This window comes from Streptomyces sp. NBC_00045, assembly GCF_045041095.1.
In the GTDB taxonomy this organism is placed as follows: Bacteria; Actinomycetota; Actinomycetes; order Streptomycetales; family Streptomycetaceae; genus Streptomyces.
Genome location: NZ_CP108271.1, coordinates 6,274,013 through 6,288,497, shown reverse-complemented (window position 1 = coordinate 6,288,497; position 14,485 = coordinate 6,274,013). Strand labels below are relative to the sequence as shown.

Here is a 14,485-nt window from a genome sequence, read left to right as displayed (position 1 = left end):
GGGTCGGTACGTCGGGGGTCTCGGCGGTGCGGACCGTCCCGGCGCGTGTGTCGGACGCCAGCCTATTCGTTGTGGGCGAAGAGCTTCAGCACCGGAACCCCGACCTTGTGGCGCGCCCGGGAGGCCCAGTCCCGGTGGAAGAACTCCTCGACGAAGTGCGGGGCGGTCAAAACGATCACCTCGTCGGCGTTGGCCTCCTCCACGACGGCCTTCAGCTTGTCGAGCGGATGGTCCTCGATGATCTGCCCGCTGGCCTTGGCGCCCTTCTTGCGCAAGGCCTCCAGGGAGTGCACGAGCGCCTGCTCGGCCGGGCCGCGGGCGGCGTGCCCTTCGGGTACGTCGGCCTCGCGGAGCGCCTCGGGCAGCTCGCCGAGGGCCACGTCGTCGATGGCGCGCAGCAGCCGGTCCTGGTCGCCCCGGGGCTGCATGAGGACAAGGAAGGAGACCGGGTCGTCCCCGTGCAGGCTGGTGACGAAGTCCACGTCGACGCTGGTCAGCGGCTGCTCGATCATCAAAACGCTCGTGAACACGGACGCCCTCTCCTTCATGGGCCGAGGCCGGTCGGCCGGCCCCTGCGGAAACCATCCTTCCCCGCTCTCGCACGGGGCCTTGCGGGGATATCTCTGCCCAGGTATGTGCCCAGCGGAAGCAAAGCGGAACAAGAAATTCCGCCCCTTGTCAGATCCGACGGTAGCTCGTGAAAAGGAACCCGGCCTCTTCCAGTACCGAGGCGGGCGCCAGCCTGTGCGGCACGGCCACCGAGGGCCCTCCGGAGATCCGCTGGGCCCCTCCCGCCACCAGCATCGGCGAGATGGTCAGGCACAGCTCGTCCAGCGCGTCGGCGGCCACGAACTGCCCCAGCAGCCGGGGCCCGCCCTCGGTGAGCTGACGGCGCAGCCCCCGGTCCGCGAGCTCGCGGACCACCCGGACCGGATCCGCGCCCGCCCCCTCGCCGGCCAGCACGACCTCGGCCCCGGCGGCGGCCGCCGCCGCCACCCGGTCGGCGGGTGCGGCCGCCCCCGTCACCACGAGGGTCGGCACCAGGGGGGAGGTGAACAGGGGAAGGGAGAAGTCCAGGTCCAGACTGGCGGTGACCACCGCGATGGCGGGCGCGGGACCCTGCCCGGCGGCCGCCCGCCGGGCCGCGAAGGCCTCGCGGGCCCGGGCCGGGCGGTACCCCTCCTGGCGAACCGTTTCCGCGCCGACCAGCACCACATCGGCCAGCGCCCTCAGGGTGCCGAAGATCCGCATGTCCGTCTCGCCGGAGATCGGCTGCGAGCGCCCGTCGTGCTGGGCCGCGCCGTCCAGGGTGGAAACCATGTTGGCCCGCAGCCAGTGTCCGTCCGCGCCGAGCCCGGGGTACGCGTACGCGTCCGCCAGCTCGTCCAGCGACCACTCACGGTCACCGCGGTCCGCCGGGGCTGATGTCTGATCGGTCACAGGGAACAGGCGTCGCATCGGTGCAGTGTGCCACGCCCCGTAGAGTTAAGAGCTGTGTCAACATCACTCTCCACCTCCGGATCCACCTACGGGCGACCCCCGATAGCCGGCCCGGGCGACGCCGGCCCGCAGGCCCTGTGCGCCCGCGAGCCGCGGGTCCCCGCCGAGCGGCTGGTGGCCGAGATGGTGCCGCCGCCGCGGTTCGACTCGGTGCGCTTCGACACGTACGACCCGGACCCCGGTCAGCCCAGCCAGGCCGAGGCCGTCACCGTGCTCGGCGACTTCGCCGCAGGCCTGGGCGGATCCCACGCCAGCGGCGGAGGAAAGCGCCGCTGGTTCGCGAGGGCCTCGAAGAACACGGCCCCCGCCGCCCCGCGCGGGGTCTACCTCGACGGCGGCTACGGCGTCGGCAAGACGCACCTGCTGGCCTCCCTGTGGCACGCCACCCCGGCCGAGCCCCAGCTCAAGGCCTTCGGCACCTTCGTCGAGCTGACCAACCTGGTCGGCGCGCTCGGCTTCCAGCAGACGGTCCAGACCCTCGGCGGCCACCGCCTCCTGTGCATCGACGAGTTCGAGCTGGACGACCCGGGCGACACCGTGCTCGTGTCCTCGCTGCTCAGCCGCCTGGTCGAACAGGGCGTGGCGCTGGCCGCCACCTCCAACACCCTGCCCGGCAAACTCGGCGAGGGCCGGTTCGCCGCCGCGGACTTCCTGCGCGAGATCCAGGGGCTCTCGGCGCACTTCCGCCCGCTGCGCATCGACGGCCAGGACTACCGCCACCGCGGCCTGCCGGAGGCGCCTGCGCCGTTCACGGACGAGCAGGTCACCAAGGCCGCGTACGCGACCGAGGGCGCGAGCCTGGACGACTTCCCGGGCCTGCTCGAACACCTGGCCCGGGTCCACCCCAGCCGGTACGGCGCCCTCACCGACGGCATCTCGGCGGTCTGCCTGACCGACGTCGGCCCGGTCCCGGACCAGTCGACGGCGCTGCGGCTCGTGGTCCTGGCGGACCGGCTGTACGACCGCGAGATACCGGTCCTGGCGTCCGGAGTGCCGTTCGACCGGCTGTTCAGTGAAGAAATGCTGAACGGCGGCTACCGCAAGAAGTACTTCCGGGCCATCTCAAGGCTCACCGCACTGGCGCGCGACGCGAAACCCCTGGTGTCCCAGTAGGTTTGGGGACGCCGGCCCGTCCCGTACGGGCCGGCCGTTCCCACTTCTGCGAAGGGATCCACCATGGCCACCACGCGTACCGCGCACACCAACTGGGAAGGCAACCTGCTCAAGGGCGCCGGCGTCGTCACCCTCGACTCCTCGGGTCGGGGCTCGTTCGACGTCTCCTGGCCCTCGCGCGCCGAGGCCGCGAACGGCAAGACCAGCCCGGAAGAGCTGATCGCCGCCGCGCACTCCAGCTGCTACTCCATGGCCCTCTCGCACGGCCTGGACGGCGCCGGCACCCCGCCCACCCGGGTGGAGACCAAGGCGGACGTGACCTTCCAGCCGGGCGAGGGCATCACCGGGATCCACCTGACCGTCCGCGCCGAGGTCCCGGGCCTGGACGCGGAGGGCTTCGCCGCGGCCGCGGAGGACGCCAAGAAGAACTGCCCGGTCAGCCAGGCCCTGACCGGCACGACGATCACCCTGAGCGCCGAACTCGTCTGACACCCGGCGCACCCCTGCCCGACCGGGACCCGCCCGGGCCGGCCGCGCGCGGGCGGGGTCCCGCCCAGCCGCCGCAGCCGGACGCCCCGGGGACCCGGCCGGTGGGGTGAGGGCCGACCGGCTTCGTACGCGTCGGAGCGCGAGGGGGGTGGGGGCGCGTGGTAACACGGCCCCCTCACCCCTCGCCCCGGGAGCCGCCGATGTCCGTCACCCGTCGCAACCTGCTCACCGCCGGCACCGGCATCGTCTTCAGCGGAGCCCTCGGCGCGCTCTTCGCCGGGAGCTCCCGCGCCGCGGTCCCGGCCCGCCACGGGTACGGTCCCCTGCTCCCCGACCCCCGTGGGCTGCTCGACCTCCCCGCCGGGTTCCGCTACCGGGTGCTGTCCCGCGCCGGCGACCCCCTCCGCTCGGGCGAGGGCGCCGTGCCGGCCAACTGCGACGGCATGGCCGCCTTCGACGCGGGCTCCGGCCGCGTCCGTCTCGTCCGCAACCACGAGAACCGCACCACCGCCGCCCTCCGTGTCCCGGCCGTCCGCGGACTCACGTACGACCCGAACGCCCTCGGCGGCTGCACCCTCCTCGACCTCGACCCGAGCAGCAACGTCACCGGCGAGCGCGTGGCCCTCTCCGGTACCGCCGTCAACTGCGCGGGCGGCCGGACCCCGTGGAACACCTGGCTCAGCTGCGAGGAGACCGAGGACCGGGCGGGGACCTCCGGCTACACCAAGGACCACGGCTTCGTCTTCGAGGTCGACCCCGCCGACCCGCACCGCTCCGGCGCCGTCCCGCTGACCGCGATGGGCCGCTTCGCGCACGAGGCCGTCGCCGTGGACCCGTACCGCGGAACCGTCTACGAGACGGAGGACGCGTTCGTCGAGCCCTTCGGTCTCTTCTACCGGTTCCTGCCCGCGCAGCCCCTCGGCGGCACCGGCTCCCTGCGCGCCGGCGGCACCCTCCAGGCCCTGCGCGTCCCCGGCGTGGCGGACCTGTCGGTGATGGACGAGCCGGGCGCCGAGTTCCCGGTCGAGTGGGTCCCCGTACCGGACCCCTCTGCGGCCGGCACCCCGATCCGGTTCCAGGACTTCGGGCCGGGCGGGATCACCCATGCGCAGAAGCTGGAGGGCTGCTACTGGGGCGACGGCGGCGTCCACTTCGTCTCCAGTTACGCCCGCACCGTCGAAGGTGCGGCCGCCGACCACCACGGCCAGGTGTGGTTCCACGATCCGCGACGCTCCACGATCCGTCTCGACGTGCTCTTCGGCCCGGCGACCGACGTCCAGTTGCCCGGAGACTCCCCGGACAACATCTGCCTGGCCCCGGACGGCGGCCTGATGGTGTGCGAGGACGGCGGCGGAGCACAGTACGTCTTCGGCGTCACCCGGGACGGCGAGGTCTACCCGGTGGCCCGCAACGCCGACGACATCGGCCGGCCCGGGGCGCCGGAGTGGGGGGAGTTCGCCGGGGTCACCTTCGCTCCGGACGGGCGGACGATGTACGTCAACGCCTACGCGCCGGGGACCACCTTCGCGGTGACGGGACCCTGGCACTGACCCTGCGGCCGTGCCCTCGCGACCCCGTCCGATGTGGTGGAGGATCGGAGGGAGTCGACCGGATCGGGGTAGGTGGCAGTGGCCGAGAAGACCAAGAAGAAGGACGGCGCGAAGAACGGCAAGAAGAAGGACGGCGGGAAGAAGGACCGGGAGAAGACCGGGCGGGAGGGCCGGGGCGACCAGGGCACCCGGGGCGTCGCGCTGCGCCCGCTGCTCCGCGCCCCCGCCGGTGAGCGTCTCGACCTCGACGCCTTCGATCCCGCCGCGACCCCCGGCGGACCGGCGGGGAAGGCGGCCGGCCTGGCCGCCGGCGCCCTGCTGGCCGACCCCCTCGCCTCCCTCCAGGAGCGGCTGTACGCGGCGAGCACGGCCGGGGACCGGCGCCGCGTGCTGCTCGTCCTCCAGGGCATGGACACCAGCGGCAAGGGCGGCACGGTCAAGCACGTGATCGGCCACTTCAACCCCTCGGGCTGCCGGGTCAGGGCCTTCAAGGCGCCCACGCCCGAGGAGCACGAGCACCCCTTCCTCTGGCGCATCAGGAAGGCCCTGCCCGCGCCGGGCGAGATCGGCATCTTCGACCGTTCGCACTACGAGGACGTCCTCATCGCGCGGGTCCGCGAGCTGGTGTCGCGCAGTCAGCTGAACCGCCGCTACGCGCAGATCAACCGGTTCGAGCAGTCGCTCGCGGAGGACGGCGTGACCCTCGTGAAGGTCTTCCTCCACATCAGCCCGGAGGAGCAGCTCAAGCGGCTGCTGGAGCGGCTCGACAACCCCGACAAGCACTGGAAGTTCAGCCCGGGCGACATCGACGACCGCGCCGTGTGGCCGGAGTACCGGCACGCGTACGAGCTGGCGCTGGAGCGCTGCTCCAGCGACGCCGCGCCCTGGTACGTGGTCCCCGCGGACCGCAAGTGGTACCGGAACTGGGCGGTCAGCAAGCTGCTGCTGGAGCATCTGGAGGAGATCGGTCCGAGCTGTCCCGAGGCGGGTTACGACGTGGAGGCGTGCCGCGCCCGGCTGCTCGAAAGCTGACGGGGTCCTGCGGGCGGGCGATTCCCCGACCGGCCCCCGCGCCGCTGCGATCCGATTGACAGATGGTCATATATTTTGCATCCGTGACCCTTTCCATGCGCAATGTGGCGGTCGCGGCCGCCCTCAGTGCCGCTCTCTGCACCGCCCTCGCAGGATGCGGAGGCGGCGACACCTCCGCATCCGGTTCCGGCAGCCAAGCCCGAATGGGCACCCCCGGGGCCTCCGCAGCGCCCTCGTCCTCCGCCGCCCCCGCCCCGCCGGGGGCAGCCGGCTCCGCCCCTGCCGCCGCCCCGCCGCCCGGCAAGGCCGCCCCGACCCTGGCGCCCGGGCCGAACGGCCTGACCCCGGTCTTCGAGCGGGCGAAGCAGCAGACCGACAAGACCGTCGCGCTGACCTTCGACGCTGACATGACCTCCGACCAGGGGCCGCGCGCCGCGGGCGGGGAGCACTTCGACAACCCCCAGCTGATCGCGACCCTGCGGCGGCTCAAGGTGCCCTCGACGGTCTTCATGACCGGCCGCTGGGCCGAGGAGTACCCGGACCAGGCCAAGTCCATCGGCACCGACCCGAACTTCGAGATCGCGAACCACTCGTACAGCCACCACGCCTTCAAGTCCCCCTGCTACGGGCTCCCCACGCTCGACGCCGCCGCCGCCCGGGCCGATGTGGACCGGGCCTTCGCCGCCTTCCGCACGGCCGGCGCGGTCAACACGGTCCCGTACTTCCGCTTCCCCGGCGGCTGCTACGACGACCAGGCCCTAAGGGCGGTGTCCACCGCCAAGGTCACGGCCGTCCAGTGGGACGTGGTCAGCGGGGACGCCTTCGCCAAGGACCCGGACGCGGTGGCCGAGCAGGTCCTCACCGGCGTGAAGCCCGGCTCGGTGGTGGTCATGCACTGCACGCGCAGCGCCGCGCCGGTCACCGAGGAAGCCGTCCAGAAGATCGTCCCGGAGCTGCGCAAGCGCGGCTACCGCTTCGTGAAGGTCTCCGAGCTCATCGGAAAGTAGTGCCGCGGCCGTGCCGGGGCGGAGGAGCTCGGGGCCTCAGCCGGAGCAGGCGGTGCGCTGCGCCTCTTGCCACTCGCAGACCGGGCACAGCACCACGCCCGGGGTGGCGACCCCGTATTCGGTGGGCTCGCCGCACGCGAGGCAGTCGGCGTACGGCGGCCCGGGCACCCGCCCCGCCGGGGACGTCGGCGTCGGGCAGTACGCCCCGGTCCCGGCCGTGCCCTCGGGTTCGCGGTCCACTTCGTCCATGCCCCCGAGCGTACTCAGCCCCGGCGCGCGCTGACGAGGCAGGCCACCGCGCCCGCCCCGCAGGCCAGCACCAACGCCCCCGCGAAGGACGCCAGCGGCAGCGTCACGGTGTGTGCCCGGGAACCCTCCACCAGCGCGGTCACCGCGCTGCGCGCCGGGGAGCCGGCGAGGCCCCAGGCCAGCAGCGAGCCGAGGCCGCCCGCCAGGACCGCGACCCCGGTCGGGCGCAGCAGCGGCCGGCTGCACAGGGCCCCCACGGCCGCGCCGGTCAGCGCGCAGGCGAGGACCGCCAACACCCCGGCCAGGGCCGCGTCCTGCCGTTCCACGTGTTCCGCCCTGCCGGAGTCGGCGATCAGCAGCACCGCCGCCGTACCCACGGCAGCGGCCAGCAGCGCCCCGCCCAGCGCGGTGAGCAGGGCCGCCGCGTGCACCCGTACGGGGCCGGCCGCGGCGGCCGCGCAGTCGCGGGCGGCGTCGGGTTCGTTGGTGACGCAGACCCGGACCAGCCAGGCCGTGATCGGCACCAGTCCGGCGGCCGTGAAGCCGAGCGAGTCCAGCAGCGGGTCGCCCGGCCGGACCCCGGCGGCCAGGAAGGCCGCGTACAGGAGCAGCGGGGCGATCCACCGCTGGGAGCGCAGCAGCAGTGCGCTCTGGTACCGCATCAGGCCGGTCACGGCAGTTCCTCCACGGCTCGGATGTGCCAGGGCTCCGGCGCGGTGAGCAGGTCGCGCAGGACGGCGTCGGAGCGGGCGGCGGGCACCGTCAGCAGCAGGCCCCCGCCGGGTGCGGGCGCGGCGGCCAGCCCCGGGGGCGGCTCGGCGCCCGGCGGTCCGGCGGCCTCGATCCGTACGCGGGGTCCCGCGCCGGCGGCCTCGGCAGGTGCCCGTACGGGGACCAGCGCGGCCCCTTCGACCCGGTGGTGTGCCTCGGCCGCGCCGGCGAGCCGCTCCGGGTCGTGGTCGACGAAGACCACGGTGCCTCCGGCTGCGGTCCGCTCGGCGACGGCCCGGTCCAGCTCGGCGCGGGCGGGCGCGTCGAGCCCGGTCCACGCTTCGTCGAGGACGAGCAGCCCGGGCTCGGCGAGCAGCGCCTGCGCGACGGCCACCTTCTGGCTGCTGCCCTTGGAGAGTTCGGCCAGCGGGGTCTGCGCGTACGCGGCGGCGCCGAAGCGCTCCAGCCACCGGGCCGCCCGGTCCGCCGCCTGCGTGCGCCGGAGCCCGTGCACCCGACCCATGTGGGTCAGGTAGGCGCTCGCGGTGAGCGGCAGCGCCGCCGGGAAACGCTCGGGAACGTACGCCGTGCGGCGCGGCCTGCCGGTGATGCGCCCCTCGGACGGGGTGTCGATCCCGGCGACGATCCGCAGCAGGGTGGACTTGCCGCCGCCGTTGCGGCCTTCGATGCGGACGAGGGCGCCGGCCGGCAGGTCGAGTTCGATCCCGCGCAGCACCCAGGGCCTGCGCAGTCCGTAGCGGCGGCCCACGCCGGTGAGCCTCAGTGGGCCGCCGCCGTCTCGGTCACCTCGCTGGGGCGGACGATGACGAAGCCCTCTCCGCGCAGCATGAGCTGGACGGCCTCGCCGGAGCCGCCGCGGATCATCGAGCTGACCGACTGGGAGCGGTGCAGCCCGGTCTCCAGCTGGGCGCTCCAGCCGACCACGGCGTCGGTGTCCACGTACACCGGGTTCTGCGCGGTGACCGGGATGATGATCGGGTGGCCGTCGCAGACCACGGCGAGCTTGCCGGTGCCGGTGAAGAGGCTGTTGAAGAGGCCGCCGCCGGTCATGCCGGCGCCCTTCACCATCTTGATCTCGTAGGAGAGCGTGGGGTCGAAGCAGAGCACGTTGCGGCCGTTGAGGGTCAGCGCGTCGCCGGGCTCGAAGTCGATGACGAAGCAGTAGCCGGCCTGGTGCGCGAACCAGGCCTCGCCCTGCCCGCGTACGGACATCAGCGGGAGGCCCTCGCCGGTGACGGCGCGCTTGAGCATGCCGCCTATGCCCTGGCCCTTGCGCTCGAACTGGAGGTTCCCGCGGAAGGCGACCATCGAGCCCTGCCGGGCCAGCATTTCACCGTTGACGGTGTACTTCACGGACTTGGCGTTCTGGAGGGTCATGCCGGGAGCGGCAGACGGTTGGGCGAGGTTCTCCGACGCGAAAAGATCACTCTTCATGGCCTCGATCCTCACCCGGGCCGGGACCCTGCGACATCATCCTGAAGATGGAGCCTGGCATTCTTGGCGGGATGAGCAGCCAGCACCAGAACCACACTTCAGACGTACCGGCGGTTGGGGCGGACAGCCCCTTCCGGCAGGAGCACGCCGCCCGCGACGAGGCACCGCAGTTCGTCCTGCCCCTGGTGGTGCGGATCGAGAAGGCCGAACCGCCCGCCCGGACGGACGCGCTGGAGACGGCTGCCCGGGCCGTCCTGGTGCTGCTGACCGACGTACGGTCGCACGGCGAGGGCGAATGGGCCGGGGCGGTGCGGGACTGGCAGGACGCGCGGATCCGGAAGGTGGTGCGGCGGGCCCGCGGGGCGGAGTGGCGCAAGGCCTCGACCCTGCCCGGTGTCACGGTGCACGGCGGCGCGGCGGAGGTACGGGTCTTCCCGCCGGTGCCGTTGGACGGCTGGCCCAAGGAGCTCGCCAAGCTCCAGGTCTCGGGTACCGACCTGGACGACCCTGAGCCGCTCGCTCCGGTCGAGCCGGGGATCGCGGTGCTGTGGCTCAACCCGGACCTGGAGATGTCCGCCGGCAAGGCGATGGCCCAGGCCGGGCACGCGGCGCAGCTGGCCTGGTGGGAGCTGACCGCCCCGGAGCGCACCGCGTGGCGGGATTCGGGTTTCCGGCTGGCCGTGCGGACGGCCCCGCGCGAGCAGTGGGCGCAGCTGAGCGGGAGCGGGCTGCCGGTGGTGCGGGACGCCGGGTTCACGGAGATCGCACCCGGTTCGGCGACGGTGGTCGCGGACCATCCGGCCCTGCGGGCCCGCCTGAGGCCCGGACAGGGCACTCCCGGCGAAGAGCAACGAGCCGTCGATTCGAAGCGGCAGAACTGACACTCAGCCATATCCGTTACTGCATAACCACTTTCTGGCCATCTTGTACACGCCACTGGAAACAGGGACCAGGAGCGTGTCGCTACGATCAGATTATGGGACCTCTGAAACCAAATCTCTTCGACCTCGCAGTCGGCCTCATCGCCTTCTTAGCGGTCTTCGCCACCCTGACCAAGACCCTGCTCCCCAGGATCGAGAAGACTCTCGCGGAGCGCGAAGAGGCCACCGCGGGCACCACCGAACGAGCCGAGGAAGTCCGGCTTGAAGCGCAGCGCATTCATGCGGAGTACCATGCCGAATTGAGTGCTGCCCGTCACGAAGCCTCGCAGATCCGTCAGGCTGCACACGAGGAAGGCGTAACACTGCTCGCCGCTGTTCGCGCGGAGGGGCAGCGGCTACGCGAGGAACTCGTCGCCGTCGCCACCGTTCAGCTCGGTGCGGACCGGGTCATCGCCGAGGCCGAGCTTCGCGAAGACGTTCTCGGCCTGGCCACCGAGCTGGCAGGGCGCATCATCGGCGAACCGCTTACCGACATTGACCGCGCCCGCACCATTGCCGACGAGTTCTTCGCCAACGCGGAGGCGAACGCCAAGAGCTGAGCTCAAGGACGGCTCCTCGACTGCGGCCGATCGCCAAAGCGACCTGCTGAAGCCCTGGCAAGCCGCCGCCACCCTCACCTCACGCCTCACGCGGGCATGACGCTTCGGCAACAACTCCAGACATGACAAGGCAGGCCCGGACCCAGTGGATCCGGGCCTGCCTTTTGCGTGCGCACACCGACGCACGTCCACTCCCGGGCAGCGGGGGCTTCCATAGAGCCCACCCGCCTGCAGCGAGCCACGTTGCCGGTCTCAGCTGGGGTTCTGCCGGTTCCGTCGGCGGCGTCGGCCGAGCACCGCCGACGCGAGCTCCCCCCGACCGCTACACCGGCAAAATCGCCTCTCGACGGAACTTCCGTCGAGAGGCGATTTTGCCGGTGATTTTGCCGAAAAGTTTGCCTTGGCACACGCCGCAACTTCAGAGATCATGAATTAGGTCAAATTTTCGACCTGTCGCCATTTCTCGCCAAAGGAGAAAAATTAGCATGTCCAATAGTCTGAATGCTGCCGACATCCAGGTTGTACGTCCCGACGAGACCACCGGGCAGATGAGCTGGCCGTGGGGCGACACCAACAAGGGTCGCGGGGACTTCGAACTTGCCGCATTCGGCAGGGACCACGGACTCGACGACAACGACGCCTAAGCCGTCCTCGCCTGCGGGATCCAAGAGCTCCGTCCCGGGTCCCGCAGGCCCTGGTGGCCGGTAGGCCTCAGTTTTCGTTTCATATTGAGAGGTGTGCGCGTGGAAACCATTACGTATGAGAAGAACGGCGAATCGACCGCGCAGCCGGCTCTCGGCTTGTCAAGGCTGATCGCCCCGCTGGATATGGCGACATTCCAGAGTGAGTTCTTCGAGAAGAAGCCGCTGCTGATCCGCCGCGGGGACCGCGCGTACTACGCAGACTTGCTGACGCTCGACAACATGGACGATATTCTGTCCCATGCCAGCCTGCACAATGAAGATGTACGGGTGGCCATTGAGGGCAGCATCGTGTCGCTGGACGACCGGCTCGCCTTCGGCCCGCACGGCCACACCAACGCGCAGGAAGCGGTCTACGCGAGTTACCGCGAAGGCGCGACGATCATCGTCGACGGGCTGCACGGCCGCTGGGCACCCCTGAAGCGGCTCGTCCACGCCTTGGGTGCCGAGACGAACGCCAAATTCCAGGTCAACACGTATCTCACGCCGGGCGGTAAGGCCCAGGGGTTCAAGCCGCACCAGGACAATCACGACGTCTTCATCGCCCAGGCACATGGCGTCAAGCGGTGGGCACTGTACGGCACTCGCTATGAGCTCCCGCTGAAGCATCAGAACCACCAGGTTCCTTTGGATCAGTACGGTGAGCCGGAGCACGAGTTCGACCTGTACCCCGGAGACCTGTTGTACCTGCCGCGGGGAACGGTGCACGCGGCGCGCTCCACCGACAGCGCATCACTGCACCTCACCTTCGGCGCCCGGCCGATCCTGCGGGCAAGCATCCTGGTCGAGGCACTTGAGCAGGTGATGAAGAGTGACGTCAGGTTCCGTCAGGGTCTTCCGCTGGGGTTCGTCTCCGACAAGGAGCTCAGCCGACAGACCGAGGAGGACCTGACTCGGCTCATCGGCATCCTGACGGAGAAACTGTCCGCTGCGGGGATGATGGAGAACGCCATCACCCAGGCGATATCCGTCAACTCCCCCGACTTGCGCAACCACCTGACCGACCTGGAACAGCTCGGCAGCATGGACCTGGACACCACGGTCCACCGCCGGCCGGGCATCCGCTGGGACATGCGGAAGTCGGACACGACGGTTCAGCTCCACTTCCACAACAAGATGGTCGAACTCCCGGTACACGTGGCCGATGAGGTCCGGTTCGTGGCCGAGGGAACCGAGCCGTCCTTCACCGCGCGAACCATTCAGGGGCTGCTGGACGAGCCCGGGCGACTGCTCTTGGTCAAGACGATGGTGCGTGAGGGATTCCTGACCCTGGCGTAGAACCACGGAATGAACGCCCGGCGGCAGGTCGGACAGGCCCTCCCGGGGTCGGCCGACCTGCCGTCGCGTCTTGTGCCGCCCGCAAGGAGAACAACGTCATGCCACCGGCCGCCAAGCCCTCACCCGTTCCACTGCGCAGGATCCTCCGCCTCTTCGTCCCGTACCGCGGCAGGCTCGCTGCGGTTTTCGCACTCATTGTCGTTTCAGCCCTTCTGGGAATGATTTCCCCGTTCCTGCTGCGGGGCATCATGGACGTCGCCCTGCCGGAGCACCGCACCAGCCTTCTGTCCGTTCTGGCCGGCGGAATGCTGGCGATCGTGGGAACCGTGACAGTCCTGGGGATCCTCCAGTCGTACCTGTCGCTCTCCGTGGGCCAGCACGTCATGAACGACCTCCGGAACGCCGTCTACACGCACTTGCAGCGAATGTCCCTGGCATTCTTCACTCGGACGCGCAATGGCGAAGTCCAGTCCCGGATCGCCAACGACGTCGGTGGCATGACGGTCACCGTCACCAGCGTGAGCACCACGGTGGTGAGCAGCGTGACGACCCTGATCGCCAGCCTGGTGGCCATGCTCACGCTGGACTGGCGGCTCACCGTCGTCTCGGTGCTCATGCTTCCCCTGTTCGTGTGGATCACCCGCAACGTAGGGGAGGAGCGAAGGGAGTTCACCCTGCGTCGACAGCGACAACTCGCTCTCATGTCCACTCTCGTGGAGGAATCCCTGTCCGTGAACGGCTTCCTGCTGGGGCGGGTCTCCGGGCGCACCGGCACGCTCACCAAGGAATTCGCCCGTGAGTCCGCAGTGCTGACCGACTTGAACGTCCAGGCATCCATGGCTGGAAGATGGCGTCAGTCGACGCTTCAGATCATCATGGCCGCCATGCCCATCGGCATATATTGGGCAGCTGGAATGGCCGGGCAGGGCGGCTGGTCGATCTCAGTGGGAACGCTGGTGGCCTTCACGACTGTCCAGCAGGCCCTCTTCGGCCCGTCGGTGCAGCTCCTCCAGGTCGGCATCACCGTCCAGAGCTCGCTCGCCCTGTTCGAGAGGGTCTTCGAGTATCTGGACATGCCGGTGGACGTGGTCGAAGCGCCCGTGCCGGTCGCGATCCCCACGCATCACGGTCACGTCCGCTTCGAGGGGGTTTCGTTCTCTCACGGTGACGATCAGGTGCTTCGAGGTGTCGACATCGACCTCCCGGCCGGTGGCCACCTGGCCGTGGTCGGGTCCAGTGGCGCGGGCAAGACCACCCTCGGCTATCTCGTCCCGAGGCTGTACGACGTCACGGCCGGTCGGATCACCATCGATGGGGTCGACGTTCGCGACTTGAGCTTTGCCACTCTCGCGGCAACCGTGGGAGTCGTGTCGCAAGACACTCACCTCTTCCACACGACCATCGCCGACAACCTGCGCTTCGCCCGGCCGGGGGCATCCGACGAGGAGCTCGTTGCGGCGGCTCGGGCCGCGCAGATCCACTCCCTCATCGCCGGCCTTCCGGACGGCTACCAGACCATCGTGGGTGAACGGGGTCACCGGTTCTCGGGTGGGGAGAAGCAGCGGCTGGCAATAGCCCGCACCATGCTGCGCAACCCTCGCGTTCTGGTTCTGGACGAGGCCACCAGCGCCCTGGACGTACGTACCGAGGCCGCCGTGCAGCAGGCCCTCGACCGCTTGTCCGAGGGCAGGACCACCATCACGATCTCCCACCGGTTGTCCACGGTCAGGGGAGCCGACAAGATCGTTGTCCTCGACAAGGGCGTCATCGTCGAACACGGTACGCATGACCAACTCGTCGCCATGAGGGGCCGTTACACAGAGCTACTTTCTTTGTCCCAGGACCCGGCAGACACACAGAGGGCGGCAGGAAAACCGTTGGCCAAGACCTTGGAGTCGACCTAGGATATACAGTCCGTTT

16 protein-coding genes are annotated in these 14,485 nt (G+C 70.5%); 10 read left to right on the top strand and 6 right to left on the bottom strand.

Annotated elements, in window-relative coordinates; all coding sequences use genetic code 11:
- Positions 1-62: 62 nt before the first annotated feature.
- Positions 63-530 carry an indole-3-glycerol phosphate synthase gene (locus tag OHA65_RS29290; RefSeq protein WP_327279182.1) on the bottom strand — a complete coding sequence of 156 codons (468 nt, stop codon included), beginning with the start codon at positions 528-530 and terminating at the stop codon, positions 63-65.
- 148 nt (positions 531-678) lie between these two features.
- Positions 679-1,458, bottom strand: a complete 780-nt coding sequence (locus OHA65_RS29285) for a pyrimidine reductase family protein (protein ID WP_327279181.1) — start codon at positions 1,456-1,458, stop codon at positions 679-681.
- A gap of 84 nt (positions 1,459-1,542) precedes the next feature.
- Between OHA65_RS29285 and zapE the strand changes: the two genes are divergently transcribed.
- The 5 genes from zapE to OHA65_RS29260 all read left to right on the top strand — a co-directional run bounded on the left by zapE (position 1,543) and on the right by OHA65_RS29260 (position 6,691).
- Entirely contained in the window at positions 1,543-2,613 is a 1,071-nt protein-coding gene (gene zapE, locus OHA65_RS29280) for a cell division protein ZapE (protein ID WP_327285830.1), read from the top strand.
- 63 nt (positions 2,614-2,676) lie between these two features.
- Positions 2,677-3,102: an OsmC family protein gene (locus OHA65_RS29275; protein ID WP_327133997.1), complete on the top strand. Its 426-nt coding sequence runs from the start codon at positions 2,677-2,679 to the stop codon at positions 3,100-3,102.
- Positions 3,103-3,302: 200 nt separating this feature from the next.
- The gene (locus tag OHA65_RS29270; protein WP_329314895.1) at positions 3,303-4,652 is read left to right on the top strand and encodes an alkaline phosphatase PhoX; all 1,350 of its coding nucleotides are present in this window, start codon (positions 3,303-3,305) and stop codon (positions 4,650-4,652) included.
- A 78-nt stretch (positions 4,653-4,730) separates the two neighbouring features.
- The gene (locus OHA65_RS29265; RefSeq protein ID WP_405757294.1) at positions 4,731-5,684 is read left to right on the top strand and encodes a PPK2 family polyphosphate kinase; all 954 of its coding nucleotides are present in this window, start codon (positions 4,731-4,733) and stop codon (positions 5,682-5,684) included.
- An 83-nt stretch (positions 5,685-5,767) separates the two neighbouring features.
- A complete protein-coding gene (locus OHA65_RS29260; protein WP_405757291.1) occupies positions 5,768-6,691 on the top strand; it encodes a polysaccharide deacetylase family protein in 924 nt (307 codons plus the stop codon).
- A 36-nt stretch (positions 6,692-6,727) separates the two neighbouring features.
- On the opposite strand, the gene OHA65_RS29255 is transcribed toward OHA65_RS29260, so the two are convergent.
- Genes OHA65_RS29255 through OHA65_RS29240 form a run of 4 tightly spaced genes read right to left on the bottom strand, consistent with a single transcriptional unit; the run spans position 6,728 to position 9,106 of the window.
- Entirely contained in the window at positions 6,728-6,940 is a 213-nt protein-coding gene (locus OHA65_RS29255; protein ID WP_328764119.1) for a hypothetical protein, read from the bottom strand.
- A 14-nt stretch (positions 6,941-6,954) separates the two neighbouring features.
- The gene (locus tag OHA65_RS29250; RefSeq protein ID WP_328764118.1) at positions 6,955-7,614 is read right to left on the bottom strand and encodes an ABC transporter; all 660 of its coding nucleotides are present in this window, start codon (positions 7,612-7,614) and stop codon (positions 6,955-6,957) included.
- A complete protein-coding gene (locus tag OHA65_RS29245) occupies positions 7,611-8,435 on the bottom strand; it encodes an ATP-binding cassette domain-containing protein (RefSeq protein WP_328765256.1) in 825 nt (274 codons plus the stop codon). Before OHA65_RS29245 ends, OHA65_RS29250 begins: the two co-directional genes overlap by 4 nt.
- The gene (locus OHA65_RS29240) at positions 8,432-9,106 is read right to left on the bottom strand and encodes an AIM24 family protein (protein WP_327279176.1); all 675 of its coding nucleotides are present in this window, start codon (positions 9,104-9,106) and stop codon (positions 8,432-8,434) included. Before OHA65_RS29240 ends, OHA65_RS29245 begins: the two co-directional genes overlap by 4 nt.
- Before the next feature lie 71 nt (positions 9,107-9,177).
- Between OHA65_RS29240 and OHA65_RS29235 the strand changes: the two genes are divergently transcribed.
- The 5 genes from OHA65_RS29235 to OHA65_RS29215 all read left to right on the top strand — a co-directional run bounded on the left by OHA65_RS29235 (position 9,178) and on the right by OHA65_RS29215 (position 14,469).
- The gene (locus tag OHA65_RS29235) at positions 9,178-9,987 is read left to right on the top strand and encodes an aminoacyl-tRNA hydrolase (protein ID WP_328764117.1); all 810 of its coding nucleotides are present in this window, start codon (positions 9,178-9,180) and stop codon (positions 9,985-9,987) included.
- Positions 9,988-10,082: 95 nt separating this feature from the next.
- Positions 10,083-10,586, top strand: a complete 504-nt coding sequence (locus OHA65_RS29230; protein WP_328764116.1) for a hypothetical protein — start codon at positions 10,083-10,085, stop codon at positions 10,584-10,586.
- 485 nt (positions 10,587-11,071) lie between these two features.
- Positions 11,072-11,230, top strand: coding sequence for a hypothetical protein (locus OHA65_RS29225; protein ID WP_328764115.1), 159 nt, complete (start codon positions 11,072-11,074; stop codon positions 11,228-11,230).
- Positions 11,231-11,329: 99 nt separating this feature from the next.
- A complete protein-coding gene (locus OHA65_RS29220) occupies positions 11,330-12,565 on the top strand; it encodes a JmjC domain-containing protein (protein ID WP_328764114.1) in 1,236 nt (411 codons plus the stop codon).
- Between the two features lie 98 nt (positions 12,566-12,663).
- Complete coding sequence (locus OHA65_RS29215; RefSeq protein ID WP_328764113.1) at positions 12,664-14,469, top strand: ABC transporter ATP-binding protein; 1,806 nt, start codon at positions 12,664-12,666, stop codon at positions 14,467-14,469.
- Positions 14,470-14,485: the final 16 nt, after the last annotated feature.

Coding starts and splice junctions, on each gene's coding strand:
- OHA65_RS29285 (WP_327279181.1), bottom strand. CDS start 1,458: ATGCGACGCCTGTTCCCTGTGACCGATCAGACATCAGCCCCGGCGGAC.
- OHA65_RS29275 (WP_327133997.1), top strand. CDS start 2,677: ATGGCCACCACGCGTACCGCGCACACCAACTGGGAAGGCAACCTGCTC.
- OHA65_RS29270 (WP_329314895.1), top strand. CDS start 3,303: ATGTCCGTCACCCGTCGCAACCTGCTCACCGCCGGCACCGGCATCGTC.
- OHA65_RS29255 (WP_328764119.1), bottom strand. CDS start 6,940: ATGGACGAAGTGGACCGCGAACCCGAGGGCACGGCCGGGACCGGGGCG.
- OHA65_RS29240 (WP_327279176.1), bottom strand. CDS start 9,106: ATGAAGAGTGATCTTTTCGCGTCGGAGAACCTCGCCCAACCGTCTGCC.
- OHA65_RS29235 (WP_328764117.1), top strand. CDS start 9,178: ATGAGCAGCCAGCACCAGAACCACACTTCAGACGTACCGGCGGTTGGG.
- OHA65_RS29230 (WP_328764116.1), top strand. CDS start 10,083: ATGGGACCTCTGAAACCAAATCTCTTCGACCTCGCAGTCGGCCTCATC.
- OHA65_RS29225 (WP_328764115.1), top strand. CDS start 11,072: ATGTCCAATAGTCTGAATGCTGCCGACATCCAGGTTGTACGTCCCGAC.
- OHA65_RS29215 (WP_328764113.1), top strand. CDS start 12,664: ATGCCACCGGCCGCCAAGCCCTCACCCGTTCCACTGCGCAGGATCCTC.